General features: G+C 54.4%; 13 protein-coding genes. 9 read left to right on the plus strand and 4 right to left on the minus strand.

What is annotated here, in order from left to right; all coding sequences use genetic code 11:
- Positions 1 to 187: 187 nt before the first annotated feature.
- The 5 genes from rhaB to rhaM all read left to right on the plus strand — a co-directional run bounded on the left by rhaB (position 188) and on the right by rhaM (position 5471).
- Complete coding sequence (rhaB, locus tag ACM5QY_RS01695) at positions 188 to 1672, plus strand: rhamnulokinase (protein WP_416118969.1); 1485 nt, start codon at positions 188 to 190, stop codon at positions 1670 to 1672.
- A complete protein-coding gene (locus tag ACM5QY_RS01700) occupies positions 1669 to 2925 on the plus strand; it encodes an L-rhamnose isomerase (protein ID WP_416118970.1) in 1257 nt (418 codons plus the stop codon). Before rhaB ends, ACM5QY_RS01700 begins: the two co-directional genes overlap by 4 nt.
- Positions 2926 to 2979: 54 nt before the next feature.
- On the plus strand, positions 2980 to 3804 hold the full coding sequence (rhaD, locus tag ACM5QY_RS01705; protein WP_104923434.1) for a rhamnulose-1-phosphate aldolase: 825 nt from the start codon (positions 2980 to 2982) through the stop codon (positions 3802 to 3804).
- Between the two features lie 135 nt (positions 3805 to 3939).
- Complete coding sequence (gene fucO / locus ACM5QY_RS01710) at positions 3940 to 5088, plus strand: lactaldehyde reductase (RefSeq protein WP_416118971.1); 1149 nt, start codon at positions 3940 to 3942, stop codon at positions 5086 to 5088.
- A gap of 68 nt (positions 5089 to 5156) precedes the next feature.
- Positions 5157 to 5471 carry an L-rhamnose mutarotase gene (gene rhaM, locus ACM5QY_RS01715; RefSeq protein WP_416118972.1) on the plus strand — a complete coding sequence of 105 codons (315 nt, stop codon included), beginning with the start codon at positions 5157 to 5159 and terminating at the stop codon, positions 5469 to 5471.
- On the opposite strand, the gene ACM5QY_RS01720 is transcribed toward rhaM, so the two are convergent.
- The 3 genes from ACM5QY_RS01720 to ACM5QY_RS01730 form a co-directional block, all read right to left on the minus strand.
- On the minus strand, positions 5446 to 7704 hold the full coding sequence (locus tag ACM5QY_RS01720) for a YgiQ family radical SAM protein (protein ID WP_416118973.1): 2259 nt from the start codon (positions 7702 to 7704) through the stop codon (positions 5446 to 5448). The two genes, rhaM and ACM5QY_RS01720, sit on opposite strands and share 26 nt — an antisense overlap.
- A 227-nt stretch (positions 7705 to 7931) precedes the next feature.
- A complete protein-coding gene (locus tag ACM5QY_RS01725) occupies positions 7932 to 9299 on the minus strand; it encodes an L-serine ammonia-lyase (protein WP_416118974.1) in 1368 nt (455 codons plus the stop codon).
- Positions 9300 to 9409: 110 nt separating this feature from the next.
- Positions 9410 to 10693 (minus strand): HAAAP family serine/threonine permease, encoded by a 1284-nt coding sequence (locus ACM5QY_RS01730; protein WP_416118975.1) that lies wholly within the window; start codon positions 10691 to 10693, stop codon positions 9410 to 9412.
- Positions 10694 to 11264: 571 nt separating this feature from the next.
- Here ACM5QY_RS01730 and ACM5QY_RS01735 point away from each other — a divergent pair.
- The 3 genes from ACM5QY_RS01735 to ACM5QY_RS01745 are packed head-to-tail and all read left to right on the plus strand — an operon-like array spanning position 11265 to position 13666.
- On the plus strand, positions 11265 to 11867 hold the full coding sequence (locus ACM5QY_RS01735) for a regulatory sequestration protein YfiR (protein WP_416118976.1): 603 nt from the start codon (positions 11265 to 11267) through the stop codon (positions 11865 to 11867).
- Between the two features lie 2 nt (positions 11868 to 11869).
- On the plus strand, positions 11870 to 13150 hold the full coding sequence (locus ACM5QY_RS01740) for a diguanylate cyclase DgcN/YfiN (protein WP_416118977.1): 1281 nt from the start codon (positions 11870 to 11872) through the stop codon (positions 13148 to 13150).
- Positions 13151 to 13165: 15 nt separating this feature from the next.
- Positions 13166 to 13666, plus strand: coding sequence for an outer membrane lipoprotein YfiB (locus ACM5QY_RS01745; RefSeq protein ID WP_416118978.1), 501 nt, complete (start codon positions 13166 to 13168; stop codon positions 13664 to 13666).
- 1 nt (position 13667) lies between these two features.
- Here the strand turns inward: ACM5QY_RS01745 and ACM5QY_RS01750 are convergent, their stop codons facing one another.
- Positions 13668 to 14540, minus strand: coding sequence for a LysR family transcriptional regulator (locus ACM5QY_RS01750; protein WP_416118979.1), 873 nt, complete (start codon positions 14538 to 14540; stop codon positions 13668 to 13670).
- A 103-nt stretch (positions 14541 to 14643) separates the two neighbouring features.
- Between ACM5QY_RS01750 and budA the strand changes: the two genes are divergently transcribed.
- Positions 14644 to 15426, plus strand: a complete 783-nt coding sequence (gene budA, locus ACM5QY_RS01755; RefSeq protein WP_416118980.1) for an acetolactate decarboxylase — start codon at positions 14644 to 14646, stop codon at positions 15424 to 15426.
- Positions 15427 to 15451: the final 25 nt, after the last annotated feature.

The following is a 15451-nucleotide window of genomic DNA, read 5'->3' on the forward strand; positions in this document are numbered from 1 at the left end:
AGTCGCCTCCCCCGCGCATCGGAAGATTTCAGAAACCGCCTCAGGGGAAGCTTTCCGCTGATCTGTGATCTGCCTCGCATCTACCTTTTTAATGCTGCCATCCCGTCAAAACCGGTGGCAATCACCGGAAGGTGTCCCCGCAATGCCTCCCCTACACTGGCCGCATATTCAATAAGGAATGGCCGCTATGAGAACTCACCATCTTGCCGCTATTGACCTCGGCGCTTCCAGCGGCCGGGTAATGCTGGCGACGTTTACCCGCCACGATGCAGACCCGGCAGCAACGCTGACGCTGAAAGAAGTTCACCGTTTTCCGAATAACCTGACGCACATTGACGGTCATGAAACCTGGGATCTCGATGCGCTGGAAAAGCACATTCTCGAAGGGCTGAACCGCCTGGATGCGTCCGGCGTTCAGCTCGACGGTATCGGTATCGATACCTGGGGCGTGGACTATGTCCTGCTTGATGAGCAAGGACAGCGCGTGGGCTTGCCCGTTTCCTATCGCGACAACCGCACGGAAGGCGTGATGGCGCGCATGGAACAACAGCTGAGCCGCGAAACGATTTACCAGAAAACCGGCATCCAGTTTATGCCGTTCAACACGCTGTATCAGTTGCGGGCATTGAGCGAACAGCAACCCGACGTCGTGAAGAAAGCCGCGCATCTTCTGATGATCCCGGATTACTTTCTTTACCGTCTCACCGGCAAACTGAATCAGGAATACACCAACGCCAGCACCACGCAGATGCTGAATATTTCTACCGGCGACTGGGATGAAGAACTGCTGAAACTGGCCGGCGTTCCGCGCCACTGGCTAACAAAACCCCTCCAGCCGGGCAACTCTCCCGGACTGTGGCACAGCCCGCGTGGCCGCAGCGTACCCGTTTTCAGCGTCGCCACACATGACACCGCCAGTGCGGTGGTGGCCGCGCCGCTTACCGGCATGCACAGCGCCTATATCAGCTCCGGCACCTGGTCGCTGATGGGCATCGAAAGCCCAAAAGCGTTCAATCACGCCGGCGCGCTGCACGACAATGTCACCAATGAAGGTGGGATCAACGGCAGCTATCGCGTACTGAGAAATATTATGGGTCTGTGGTTGTTCCAGCGCGTTTGTCGGGAACTGAACATTCAGGACTTGCCTTCATTAATTACGCTGGCCAAAAACGTTCCACCGTTCACCTATCTGATTAACCCGAACGAAGACCGGTTTATCAATCCGCCGTCGATGGTCGGGGCCATCCGCGAAGCCTGCGAGCAGACGGGAGAACCGGTACCCACTTCACCGGCCGAACTGGCACGCTGTATTTTCGACAGTCTTGCCATGCTTTACCGCCAGGTTTCCGTGCAACTGGCGACGCTGCAAGGCGAGCCGTTGCACGATATCCACATTGTCGGCGGTGGCAGCCAGAACCAGTTCCTGAACCAGCTTTGCGCCGACACCTGCCAGGTGAACGTCAGCGCCGGGCCGGTTGAAGCCTCCACACTCGGCAATATCGGCTGCCAGCTGATGGCGCTTGATGCCGTCAAAGATGCCGCAGAATTTCGTCGGATTGTCGCCACGAATTTCGAGCAACGCCATTACCTCCCCCGTATTCACGAGGATTTCCCAATTCACTGGCGCCGTTTCCAGGCGCTCTGTCACGCCAATGAGGAGCTCGCAGTATGACTTCATCTATCGATCACGCATGGACGCTTGCCAAAGAACGTTTTGCCCAGCTGGGCATTGATGCCGAAGCCGCAATCAAACAACTCGATACCCTGCCGGTTTCAATTCATTGCTGGCAGGGGGATGACGTCGCAGGTTTTGAGAATCCGGAAGGCGGGCTGACCGGCGGCATTCAGGCGACCGGTAATTACCCCGGCAAAGCGCGAAATGCACAACAGCTGCGGGCAGATTTAGAACTGGCGATCTCAATGATCCCCGGCCCTAATCGTCTGAACCTGCATGCTATTTATCTGGAATCCGACAAACCGGTTCCGCGCAATGAAATCGAACCGAAGCATTTCACCGGCTGGGTAGACTGGGCGAAGAAAAACAAACTGGGACTGGATTTTAACCCGTCCTGTTTCTCGCATCCGATGAGCGCAGACGGCTTTACGCTCTCCAGCGCCAATCCGGAAATCCGTCAGTTCTGGATTGAGCATTGTCAGGCCAGCCGCCGCGTTTCTGCTTCATTTGGCCGCGCGCTGGGCACGCCTTCCGTCATGAACATCTGGGTTCCGGACGGCATGAAAGATGTCACCGTGGATCGTCTGGCACCGCGCCAGCGCCTGATGAGTGCACTCGACGAAGTGATTGCCGAGAAGTTTGATATCACCGAACACATCGACGCCGTCGAAAGCAAACTGTTCGGCATCGGCTCTGAAAGCTACACCGTCGGCTCCAACGAATTCTATCTGGGCTACGCTGCCAGCCGTGGCACCGCGCTGTGCCTGGATGCCGGGCATTTCCATCCGACCGAAGTGATCTCCGACAAAATCTCTGCCGCCATGTTGTATGTGCCGCGCCTGTTGCTGCACGTCAGCCGTCCGGTACGCTGGGACAGTGATCACGTCGTACTGCTCGACGACGAAACGCAGGCCATCGCCAGCGAAATCGTGCGCCATAACCTGTTTAACCGCGTGCACATCGGGCTGGATTTCTTCGACGCCTCCATCAACCGCATCGCCGCCTGGGTTATCGGCACGCGCAACATGAAAAAAGCCTTGCTGAAAGCGCTGCTGGAACCGACTGATTTGCTGAAAAAACTGGAAACCGAAGGCGATTACACTGCGCGTCTGGCCCTGCTGGAAGAACAAAAATCGCTGCCTTGGCAGGCCGTCTGGGACATGTATTGCCAGCGCCACGACGTACCGGTCGGCGGTCAGTGGCTGGATGCCGTTCGTCATTACGAAACCAGCGTGCTGTCAAAACGCTGATTATCGAAGAATTTATTGCTTAAACGCATTCACCTTATTTGCAGGAAAGAACCGATGAAAACATTATTTAGCGCGTGGTTTGTACAGGGCATGGTCAAGGCGACCACTGATATGTGGCTGAAAGGCTGGGACGAGCGCAACGGCGGCAACGTCAGTATGCGTCTGCTGCCGGAAGACGTGGCACCGTACAAAAATGATTTCTATGCCCAGCCGCGTCAGGTTGAACTGACTCAGCACGCACCGGATCTGGCCAACGAATACTTCATTGTGACCGGCTCCGGCAAGTTCTTCCGCAACGTGCAGCTCGCGCCTGCCGAAGCGCTGACCGTGATCCAGCTCGATGACAAAGGTGCCAGCTACAAAATTCTCTGGGGCCTGACCGCAGGCGGCCTGCCGACGTCTGAACTGGCGTCGCATCTGCAATCTCACGCCGTGCGTAAACGCGTTACCCACGGGCAGGACCGCGTGATCATGCACTGCCACGCCACCAACCTGATTGCGCTGACTTACGTGCTTGAACTCGACAGCGCGAAAATCACCCGCAAACTGTGGGAATGCAGCACCGAATGTCTGGTGGTCTTCCCGGACGGCGTGGGCATCGTGCCGTGGATGGTGCCGGGCACCGACGGTATTGGCGCAGCCACTTCCGACCGTATGCAGCATCACAGCCTGGTGCTGTGGGCATTCCACGGGATCTTCGGTTGCGGCCCGACGCTTGATGACGCCTTTGGTCTGATCGACACCGCTGAAAAATCAGCGGAAATACTGGTGAAAGTGATTTCAATGGGTGGCATGAAACAGACCATTCAAACCGACGAACTGATCGCGCTGGCTAAACGTTTTGACGTCACACCGTTTGAAGCCGCGTTAAAAGCCTGATCCGGCCATTAAGGCTCCAACCTATTAAAAACCCGGCACAGGAACGACGGAAAGTTTCCTGTCGCCGGGACCGGCGCAGATCAGGAGCCGTGCTGTCAGGACATTGATTGTTAATTAAAAAGAAGAGGGAATTTTATGAGTTTCATGCTTGCACTGCCAAAAATCAGCCTCCACGGCCAGGGCGCGATCAGCGATATGGTTGCGATGCTGGCGTCAAAACAACCGGGCAAAGCGCTGATCGTCACAGACGGTCAGCTGGTCGAGTTAGGTCTGCTCGAGGGCCTGTTCTCCGCACTCAAAACCGCCGGACTGCCGTATGCGTTATACGGCGGCGTGGTGCCCAATCCTACCTCTGCACACGTCGACGAAGGCTTCCGCCAGTATCAGGAAAATCATTGCGATTATCTGATTGGTTTCGGCGGCGGCAGCCCGATTGATACGGCAAAAGGCATCAAAATTCTGACCGCCAATCCGGGGCCGGTGACGATTTATTCCGGCGTCGGTAAAGTGACTCAACCGGGCGTTTTCCTGGTGGCGGTCAACACCACGGCCGGTACCGCAGCGGAACTCACCAGCAACGCGGTGATCATCGACAGCCAGCGTCAGGTGAAAGAAGTCATTATTGATGCGAATCTGATCCCGGATATCGCGGTCGACGATCCGTCGATTATGCTGAAGATCCCCGCTGACGTCACCGCAGCAACCGGAATGGATGCCCTGACGCACGCCATCGAAGCTTATGTTTCTGTCGGCGCGCATCCGCTGACCGATCCGACCGCGCTGGCGGCGATCTCGACGATTACCCGATGGCTACCAGAAGCGGTTGATCATGGCGATAATATTGAAGCACGCGAGAAAATGGCGCAGGGACAATATCTGGCCGGCATGGCGTTTAACAGCGCCGGTCTGGGATTAGTGCACGCGCTGGCGCATCAGCCGGGCGCGACACATAACCTGCCACACGGCGTCTGTAACGCCATTCTTCTGCCGGTCGTGGAAGAATTTAACCGCGCTTCCGCGCCGCACCGTTTTGCGGATATCGCGCGCGCCATGGGCGTAAACACGCAGGGCATCAGCGAAACGCAGGCCAGCGTTGCGGCAATTAAAGCGATCCGTGACTTGTCGGCGAGAGTGGGAATTCCTTCCGGATTAAAAGCATTGGGCATTGTCGACGCCGATATCGAAGGCTGGCTCGACAAAGCGCTGGCTGACCCTTGCGCGCCGTGCAATCCGAGAACCGCAACGCGCGAAGAAGTCCGCGAGTTGTACATGAAAGCGATGTAACTTCCTTTCTCCTCCCCCTGCGAAGGGGGAGTTTTCCCTCCGCCAACAAGAATCTCCCTGGAGTAAACATGATCCGTAAATCCTTCGTTATGCAGGTCAACCCGAATGCGCATGCGGAATATCAGCGGCGGCATTCGCCGGTCTGGCCGGAACTGGCGGAGACCCTGAAAGCGCACGGCGCGCACCACTACAGCATTTTTCTGGATGAAAAACGCAACCTGCTGTTCGGGTATGTGGAGATTGAATCAGAAGAAAGATGGAACGCCGTGGCGAAGACGGAAATCTGCCAGCAATGGTGGAAGCATATGGCAGACGTGATGCCTGCCAATGCCGATAACAGCCCGATCAGCAGCGATCTTAAGCCGGTCTTTTACCTCGATTAACCCGCGGTTCCCCGCTTTTTCCCTGCGCGGCAGACTGACCGTTTTTACCCTGAGCCGGTCTGGCCGCCGCCGGTTTTTTCCCTGCACGGAATTCTGTCGCTTTGCCTTTTCCGGTCGCCGGATTTTGCGCTTTGGATCCGGTAAAACGCGTCGTGGCCGGTGTATCTTTCCCGGAACGTGACGCGGTGAATTTCGGATCAAAACCGTCCGGCGGCACCAGGCAATCCGGACGAATGCCGATCAAACGGCGCATCCCCATCGCCGTCAGCGCTTCGCGGATCACCGGCCAGTTGACCGGATCGTGATAGCGCAGCAACGCTTTATGCAACCGTCGCTGACGATCGCCTTTCGGCACCACCACGTCCTCACTTTTGTAATCCACTTTGCCGAGCGGGTTTTTACCGCTGTAATACATGGTGGTCGCGCTGGCGAGCGGTGACGGATAGAAGTTCTGCACCTGATCCAGCCGGAAGCGGTTCTTCTTCAGCCACAGCGCCAGATTGATCATATCTTCCGTGCGCGTCCCCGGATGGGCGGAGATGAAATACGGGATCAGATACTGTTCTTTTCCAGCCTGTTTGGAATAGCTATCGAACAGCTCTTTGAACCGGTAATAACTGCCCATTCCCGGTTTCATCATTTTCGACAGTGGCCCGGTTTCGGTGTGCTCCGGCGCAATCTTCAGATAACCGCCGACGTGATGTTCGGCCAGTTCCTTGATGTAACGCGGATCTTCTACCGCCAGATCGTAACGCACGCCGGAGGCGATCAGGATCTTCTTAATGCCTTTCAGGCTGCGGGTGCGGCGGTAAAGATTGATGGTCGGCTCATGGTTGGTGTCCATGTGCGTACAGATTTCAGGGTACACACAGGACGCGCGGCGGCAGCTTTGCTCCGCTTTTGGCGACTGACAGCGCAGCATATACATGTTTGCCGTCGGGCCACCGAGATCGGAAATCACGCCGGTAAATCCCGGCACGTTATCGCGGATCTCTTCGATTTCACGCACGATCGACGCTTCGGATCGGCTCTGAATGATCCGCCCTTCATGTTCGGTGATCGAGCAGAACGAACAGCCGCCATAGCAGCCGCGCATGATGTTGATCGAAAAACGGATCATGTCATACGCCGGGATCGTCGCTTTACCGTAAGACGGGTGCGGCACACGCTGGAACGGCAGTGCAAACACTTCATCCATCTCTTCGGTAGATAACGGGATCGCCGGCGGATTGATCCACACGTAACGATCGCCGTGTTTTTGCATCAGCGCCCGCGCGCAGCCCGGATTGGTTTCGTGGTGCAAAATTCGCGAGGCGTGCGCGTACAGCACTTTGTCGCCCTTCACTTTTTCAAACGACGGCAGCAGAACGTAGGTTTTCTCCCACGGCTTCGGTTTGGGTGCCCGAACGGTGACTGGCTGCGGCGCATCCGGCGCAGGAAGTTCCCCTTCTGAGCACGGCAAATCCTCGCCGTACGGGTTCATGATTGGCTCAATTCTGCCAGGTTTATCGAGCCGGGTGGAATCCACGCCGCTCCAGCCAGTCAGGGCGGTTTTGCGCATCACGGCGGTATTTCGCACGTCGTGAATATCCGTAATCGACTCGCCCGCCGCCAGACGGTGCGCCACTTCCACCAGCGGACGCTCGCCGTTGCCGTAAATCAGCATGTCGGCTTTGGAATCCACCAGCACCGAACGGCGCACGGTATCGGACCAGTAATCGTAATGCGCGATACGCCGCAAACTGGCTTCGATTCCGCCGAGTAAAACCGGCACATCGCTGAACGCTTCTTTGCAGCGCTGCGTGTACACCATCGTCGCACGGTCCGGGCGTTTGCCGCCGACATTACCCGGCGTATACGCATCGTCGTGACGAAGTTTCCGGTCGGCGGTATAGCGATTGATCATCGAATCCATGTTTCCGGCAGTCACGCCGTAAAACAGATTCGGTTTTCCGAGCCGCATGAAATCGTCTTTATTGGTCCAGTCCGGCTGCGCGATGATCCCCACGCGGAATCCCTGCGCCTCCAGCATACGGCCGACGATCGCCATCCCGAAACTCGGGTGATCGACATACGCATCGCCGGTCACCACGATCACATCACAACTGTCCCAGCCGAGTTCATCCATTTCCGCCCGGGTCATCGGGAAAAACGGCGCGGTGCCGTAACATTCGGCCCAGTAGCGCGGGTAAGAAAACAATGTGCGATCGGGTTGGATCAGGCTGATTGGCATAGGAGGTTCTTCGTTCGACGGCAAATAATTGGCCGCAAATTATACGTGGGCTAAAATTTCGACGGGCGAGCAAATCACTCAATTTTGATTTAGATCAGTTTTTGTTTTGGGTACAAAAAAGGCCTGCCGGTTTCCCCGCAGGCCTTTTCTTTATTCTTTAAACAGAGCGGTGCTTCAAACACTTTTTCGACAGTGACAACGTCCGGACCGGCTCACTGTGAGGGTGTTTAGTTACACGCCAAAACTTTAATCGCCAGACCGCCGGTGGACGTTTCACGGTACTTCGAGTTCATGTCTTTGCCAGTTTCGTACATGGTTTCGATGACTTTATCGAGGCAAACGCGCGGTTCGCTGGTGCGGCGCAGCGCCATGCGCGAGGCGTTAACGGCTTTCACCGCCGAAATCGCATTTCGCTCAATGCACGGTACCTGAACTTGCCCGGCCAGCGGATCGCAGGTCAGCCCGAGATGGTGCTCCATCGCGATTTCTGCCGCCATAAAGACCTGCGCGGTACTGCCACCCAGAAGCTCGGTCAGACCCGCTGCCGCCATGGAACAGGCCACGCCAACTTCGCCCTGACAACCGACTTCAGCACCGGAAATCGACGCATTCATTTTGAACAGAATGCCGACGGCGCCCGAGGCGAGGAAGAAACGGCTGTAAGAATCGGGGCTGATCGGGCGGATAAACTGATCGTAATACGTCAGGACGGCTGGGATAATCCCGCACGCGCCGTTGGTCGGGGCGGTCACCACGCGGCCGCCTGCCGCATTTTCTTCATTGACCGCCATGGCGTACATGTTGATCCAGTCAACGACGCCCATCGGATCGACGTTATTTTTATCCTGCGTCACCAGAATGCGACGCAGAGCCGCCGCGCGGCGGTTGATTTTCATCGGACCAGGCAATAACCCTTCCGTATGAATACCGCGGGTGATCCCTTCGCTCATCACATTCCAGATAGCCGCAAAATGATCGCTGATTTCTGTCCGAGTGTGGCTTGCCAGCTCATTTTTGAGCATCAGCGCTGACAATGACAGGCCGGTTTCCGTGCAATGTTTTTGCAGGTCGCTGGCGGAACGGAACGGATAAGGGCGCACGACCGGGTTTTCATCCTGCACGCCAAATTTGCTGGCTTCGACAATAAAGCCGCCGCCGATGGAATAATAGGTTTGGGTATACAACAGTTCATCACCGTTTAACGCGCTGATGGACATGCCGTTTTCATGCAACGGCAAATTGCTGGTGTGGAAATTCATGCCGGAACCGGCCGGGAAATCCACTTCTTTCGCCCCTTTGCCCAGCATCAAACGACCGGAAGTTTCCACCTGCTGTATAAAACCGGGGATCGCATCGATATCAACATCATCCGGCATATTGCCGGCCAGCCCCATAATGATGGCCAGATCAGTATGATGACCTTTTCCGGTCAGTGATAAAGATCCATAAACATCCACGACGACGCGGGTCGTCTGGTCAATATGGCCTGAAGAGATGAGTTCATCAGTGAATATTTTCCCGGCTTTCATCGGGCCGACAGTGTGCGAACTGGAAGGACCAATACCAATTTTGAAAATATCGAAGACGCTGATCACGGTGGACTCCCTGTCTGAATAGGATAAAGGATTAAATAAAGATGAAGGTGAATAAAACAGAAGCAGTGAGCGGAATTATTACCGCTCACTGGATTATGCTATTTTATTTATTAACCGATCAGACTAAATATGATGGCAGACATGGCAATCAGGCCCATAATAACCACGAATACGTTACTGATATGACCACTGTATTTTCTCATCGCAGGGACTTTGCGAATTGCATACATAGGCATCAGGAATAACAGCATCGCAATAATCGGGCCACCCAGCGTTTCAATCATCCCTAAAATACTTGGGTTCAGCGTTGCGACTAACCAGGTGGTTAATAACATGAAGATACCGGTATAACGATTCAGGGCTGGCAGGGCAATGGTTTTTCCTTTACTGCGCAGTGATTTAATCACCATACCGTTGAAACCTTCACGCGCGCCCAGATAATGGCCGAGGAAAGATTTGGTAATCGCAATAAAAGCAATAAACGGCGCGATATAGGCAATCACCGGATTAGCGAAATGGTTGGCTAAATAAGACAGAATTGAAACGTTCTGGGCTTTTGCTTCCATCAGGTTTTCCGGAGACAGGCTCAGGACGCAGCTGAAGACGAAGAACATCACCGTCAGCACCATCATTATGTGGCTAAAGGCCAGAATACGGGAGCATTTTTTCTCAGCGTCTTCGCCGTACTCTTTGCGTTTTGCGACAGCAAAAGAGGAGATGATCGGGGAATGGTTGAAAGAGAACACCATCACCGGAATGACCAGCCACAGCGTCATTAGCATCCCGTGACCCACGCCATTACCGGACAGAGACACGTTTTCAAATACCGACGTATTCCAGTTAGGTATGAGGTACAGCGCCAGCGCCATCAGCACGGCAACAAACGGGAAGACCAGAATACTCATCGCTTTCACGATCATATCTTGCCCGAAATGCACCAGCGTCATTAAGCCGAGGATCAGAATTAATGACAGCAACGCACGCGGTGGCGCATTCATGTGCATCTGGTGAGTAATAAAACTCTCAACCGTATTGGTAATAGCCACGCTGTAAACTAAAAGAATGGGATAAATGGCGAAAAAATAAAGCAGGGTAATTAACTTACCGGCTGAAATACCGAAATGTTCTTCAACGACTTCCGTAATATCTTCGCCCGCATTTTTACCGGATAATACAAAGCGCGTTAATCCACGGTGAGCGAAGAAAGTCATTGGGAAGGCGAGGATCGCCATGATGATTAACGGAATTAAGCCGCCAATCCCTGCATTAATAGGAAGAAATAGAACACCTGCACCAATTGCCGTTCCGTAGAGGCCTAACATCCACATGGTGTCAGTTTTACGCCAGGAACTTACCGATTGTTTAGACAGCGTTCCGATTGTTGTATTATCCATGATTCCTCAGTACCTGATTATAAAAATAATTCCGTTTTCCCCAGGAATGGTTGATGTTTTTTTTACTGCACCCGTCATCGAAAAAACCACCCTGACGGACAAAACATACCATTAATGCGGGCATGATACCTATCGGTAGCATAAAAATCTGGGTAACAACCTGGCTTTGAGAGCATGATCACGAATAACGCAAGAATTCCGCCTAATATTCCTTTAAATTCAGAATCATTAACATTTCCTGCAATTTTAATTCATCAAATAGTGATTCCGATAACATTTATTTTTTGTCATATTTTGTTATCCCCGTGACTATTATTTAAATAATGGTTGAAATGCCGCCAAAGTGTTTTATTTATCGCCTGTCTGGCGCGCGCCAAATCGGCTAAAAAACAAACAATTTTAAAATCGAAATCATTAATACCGCTTCAGAATGCGCAGTTTTCCTGCTTTGTGTAAAAAATTCGAAACAGAGCGGACGGCGTAACTACATGAAAAATTTTTTATTGACGCTTTCAGAAATCATGCCGATAAAGTTATTCTTATTTCGGAGAAATAATTTCAACCGGAAGAAATGCTGAGCGACTCAATGGGAAAAGCCCGATCTCTTTTTTGCCTGTCAGTGAAGACTCATTCCCGCCGTTTTTTGAAGGCTGCGTATGGCTTTGCGCTGCTGACATTGCTTTTGGCTGTTCCGCTGGCACCCGGCGTGGCAGAAACCGGCAATGACGCCACGAATGCCGCCGTCGCGCAGACGGTTAACGGTATTCTCAGCTATTCGCGCTGGCCTGACGGCACTGCGTCTTCTGCCCTGACCTTGTGCATCGTTCCCCCGGTAAAATACGCCGCGCAATTAACGCCGGACGGCAGCGCATTTTCCGGCAGATCCCTCAAGATTTTAACCCTTCCTATAGACAGCCCGCTGCTGACATCGCAATGCGACGCCATTTACTCCGGCAGCACGACGGCCGATCAGCAGACTGATTTACACCAGCGCCTGGAAGGGCATGCCATTTTGACTATTGGCGAACAGGACGATACCTGCGCATTACTGAACGCATTTTGTCTGGTGATTACAGCACAACACACCGGTTTTAAATTGAATCTGGATACGCTGTCACGCAGCGGCGTGCGGGTAAATCCGGCCGTATTACAACTTGCCAGGGAAAAGGAGTGACCATGGAACATAAAATTCCTGTTCCTGACACCGAACAGCAGAGCCCGCGCACGACGTTGAGCGCCGCACTGAACAGAATCCATGTGATTGTTATTGTGACGGCGATTGGCCTTGCTGGCTTTTTACTGACCCTGCTGGCCCTGATCGCTTTGCGTTCGCACGCCGAAAGTAATCTCGAACTGACGGCACGCGCGATCAGCTACACCACGGAAGCGGCGCTGGTCTTTAATGACCCGACGGCGGCGCATGACTCGCTGGAATTTATCGCCAAACGGGGTGATTTCACGCAGGCGAAAATCCTGACGCCTGCCGGTGCGACCTTTACCGAATGGCAGCGCCCGGTTAACAGCAACTGGGATAAGCTCGGCCAGTTTGTCGGGCATCTTGCGTTCCCGGAGCCCATTACCACACAGGTGATCCACTCAGGTTCCGTCATCGGTACGGTCTGGCTCGCCGGTAACGGCACCAGCCTGATTGGTTTCCTGCTGGAAACCGTGCTGAGCCTGCTCGGGTGTCTGGTGCTGACGGCGCTGGTCGCGCTGTATTTTTCCCGCCGGATGCAGAAAGGGATCGTCGATGCGCTCGGCCACATTACGCGCGTCACGCACGAAGTGAGCGCTAACCGCTCTTTCAGCCTGCGTGTGCCTTCCGCCCCGGTTGTTGAGCTGCATACACTGAGTCAGGACTTCAACAGCCTGCTGACCGAGCTGGAAGCCTGGGAAAATCACATGCGTAACGAAAACAGTTCGTTGACACAAAAAGCGTTGCACGATGGATTGACCGGTCTGCATAATCGCGCGTTCTTTATTGATACGCTGAATCAATGCTTTAACCCGATGCGTCCGCCGCTGTCGCTAGCCCTGCTGTTTATTGATGTCGATAACTTCAAGGAGATCAACGACACGCTGGGGCATGCCGCCGGTGACCGTGTACTGATGGTGATTGGTGAGCGGCTGGCGAAAACGCTGCGTCAGGGCGATGTTCTGGCGCGTCTGGGGGGCGATGAATTTGCTATCCTGCTCGACCCGATGATATCCACGGCGGAAGCCGTGGCCTTCGCCGAGCGGATTGTCGATATCATGAAAACGCCGGTTATCCTGCTCAATAACAAGACGCTGGATGTTTCCCTGAGCATCGGTATTGCGTTGTCGCCTTCCCAGGCGAACAGCGCTAAAGAATTGCTCGAAAAAGCCGACGAAGCGATGTATCGCTCGAAAAAAATATCCGGCAGCTGCTGGCATGTCTCTTCAGGCATGCCGCTGCCTGTTGTGATGAAAGACTAAAAGGAGTTAACACACATGCACAATAACAATCGTTTTAAGACCTGGTGCCAGTATGCCGGAATGGCACTTTGCATTATTTTCCTGGCGGCCTGTCAGGCCAAACCCGTGACCGGATTAACCCCGGAACAGATTGCGGTTCTGCAAAAAAATGGCTTTACCAAAACGGATTCGGGCTGGGAACTGGGTCTGGATGCCAAAGTTCTGTTTGGCAATAATCAGGACAAACTTTCCGCTGAAAGTAAGCAGACGGTGGAAAAACTGGCGAGCGAACTTCTGCACGTCGGCCTGAACAAAGTGAACCTCGACGGCCATACCGATAACTACGGCGATGCCAGTTACAACACTGACCTGTCGCTGCGTCGCGCCAATACTGTTGCCGCTGCCTTTGCCGACGCCGGAATGCCGCGTGCCAATATCCAGACCCGCGGATTAGGCCAGAGCCAGCCGGTTGCCAGCAATAAAACGCAGGCCGGACGCGCCCAGAACCGCCGGGTTTCTGTGATTATCGTGGTGTAATTTAGAGTAATCCCACCAGATGCAGCGCGGCCTTGCAGTTATCTGTTCTGCGCCAGGCCAGCGCGATTTGCGTCGTCAATGTCTGCCCTGCCAGGGGCAGACAGCGCACATTGGTTTCATCAATCTTACTCAGCGACGCCGGCACCACCGCATAACCAAACCCTGTCGCCACCATACTCAGCGCCGACGTAATTTGCGGACATTGCTGCCCGAAGCGCGGCGAAAAACCCGCATCCTCACACGCCTGCGTCACGGCGTCGTACAGCCCCGGTGATAAATCGCGGGGAAAAGTGATCAGCGTATCGTGGCGCAGCGCCGCCAGACGCACTTCTTTTCCCTGGCTGAGCGGATGATTTTTCGGCAGCGCCACCCTCATTTCTTCGATATCCAGTACCTTAAAACTGAAGTCTTTGCTGCGTTCGCAAGGCAGGCGGATAAACGCCGCGTCCAGCGCGCCCTCGCCCATTGCGGTCATCAGCCCCGCCATATCCTTTTCCTGTGGCTCCAGCACGATGCCCGGATATTTATCCCGAAAGCGATGCAACAGCGCAAAAACCTGCGGGTTAAACGCCGTCGAGGTGGCGAAGCCGATACGCAACGTCCCGTTTATTCCACGCGCCACGGCACGGGTGCGCTCAAAGGCGGCATCAGTGAGTTTGATGATGTTCAGGGCGTCGTCGTAGAGCACTTTTCCGGCTTCGGTCAGCTCGACGCCACGGGTCAGACGCTTGAGTAAAGGGGTGCCGATTTCATGTTCGAGCCGCTGGATTTGCTGGCTCAGGGGAGGCTGGGAAATCCCCAGTTGTTCAGCCGCACGGGTGAAGTGGCCCGTCTCAGCGACCGCAACAAAATAGCGCAGATGACGAAGTTCCATATCAAAAACGTCTCAAAGTGAACACCTCGTCATATTGGAACTTCTGGCTGAATCGCGTCAACCTTTAATCAGATAAGTTAATCATTCGACCGGAGCCACCTGCATGAAAACCCATTCTGATCCCTGTTCCTGCGTCGCCGAATTTGCCCGCACGGCCTCGGCGTTTAACCAGCGACATCCTGACCGCGTGTTGTACCAGTCATCCCTGATGAGCGCCCTGCTCAGCGGCGTCTACGAAGGCGAGACCACCATGGCTGACCTGCTGGAGCACGGCGATTTTGGCCTGGGAACCTTTAATCATCTCGACGGAGAGCTCATTGCTTTTAACAGCAATATCTTCCAGTTGCGCGGCGACGGCAGCGCACGACGCGCCCTGCCCGAACAAAAAACCCCGTTTGCGGTGATGACATTCTTTAATCCTACGAATGAATACGTGATCGACAGACCACACACCCGCGGGCAGATCCACGCGGTGATCGACCGCGCCGTCGCCAGCCAGAACACCTTCTGTGCGCTGCGCATCGACGGTGAATTCAGCCGCGTGGAGACGCGCACCGTGCCGGAACAACAGCGCCCGTATAAACCGATGCTGGAAGCCATCGAAGCCCAGCCGACCTTTCACATCGAGCACAGTCAGGGCGTGCTGATTGGTTTTCTGACCCCGGCGTATATGCAGGGCATCAATGTGGCGGGTTATCACGAACACTTTATTAATCAGGCACGCAGCAGCGGCGGCCACGTTCTGGATTATCAGGTTGAGAGCGGCGTTCTGACGTTCGGCACCGTCGAAAAGCTGCTGATCGACTTCCCGCAGGACAGCGATTTCCTGCACGCCGATTTAAACCCCGATGATTTAAACGATGCGATTCAGTCCGTTGAGAGTTAACAGCCCGCAGGTAAAAGGAAAACAC

The sequence above is a fragment of the Rahnella sp. PCH160 genome (genome assembly GCF_047784855.1).
Taxonomy (GTDB): domain Bacteria; phylum Pseudomonadota; class Gammaproteobacteria; order Enterobacterales; family Enterobacteriaceae; genus Rahnella.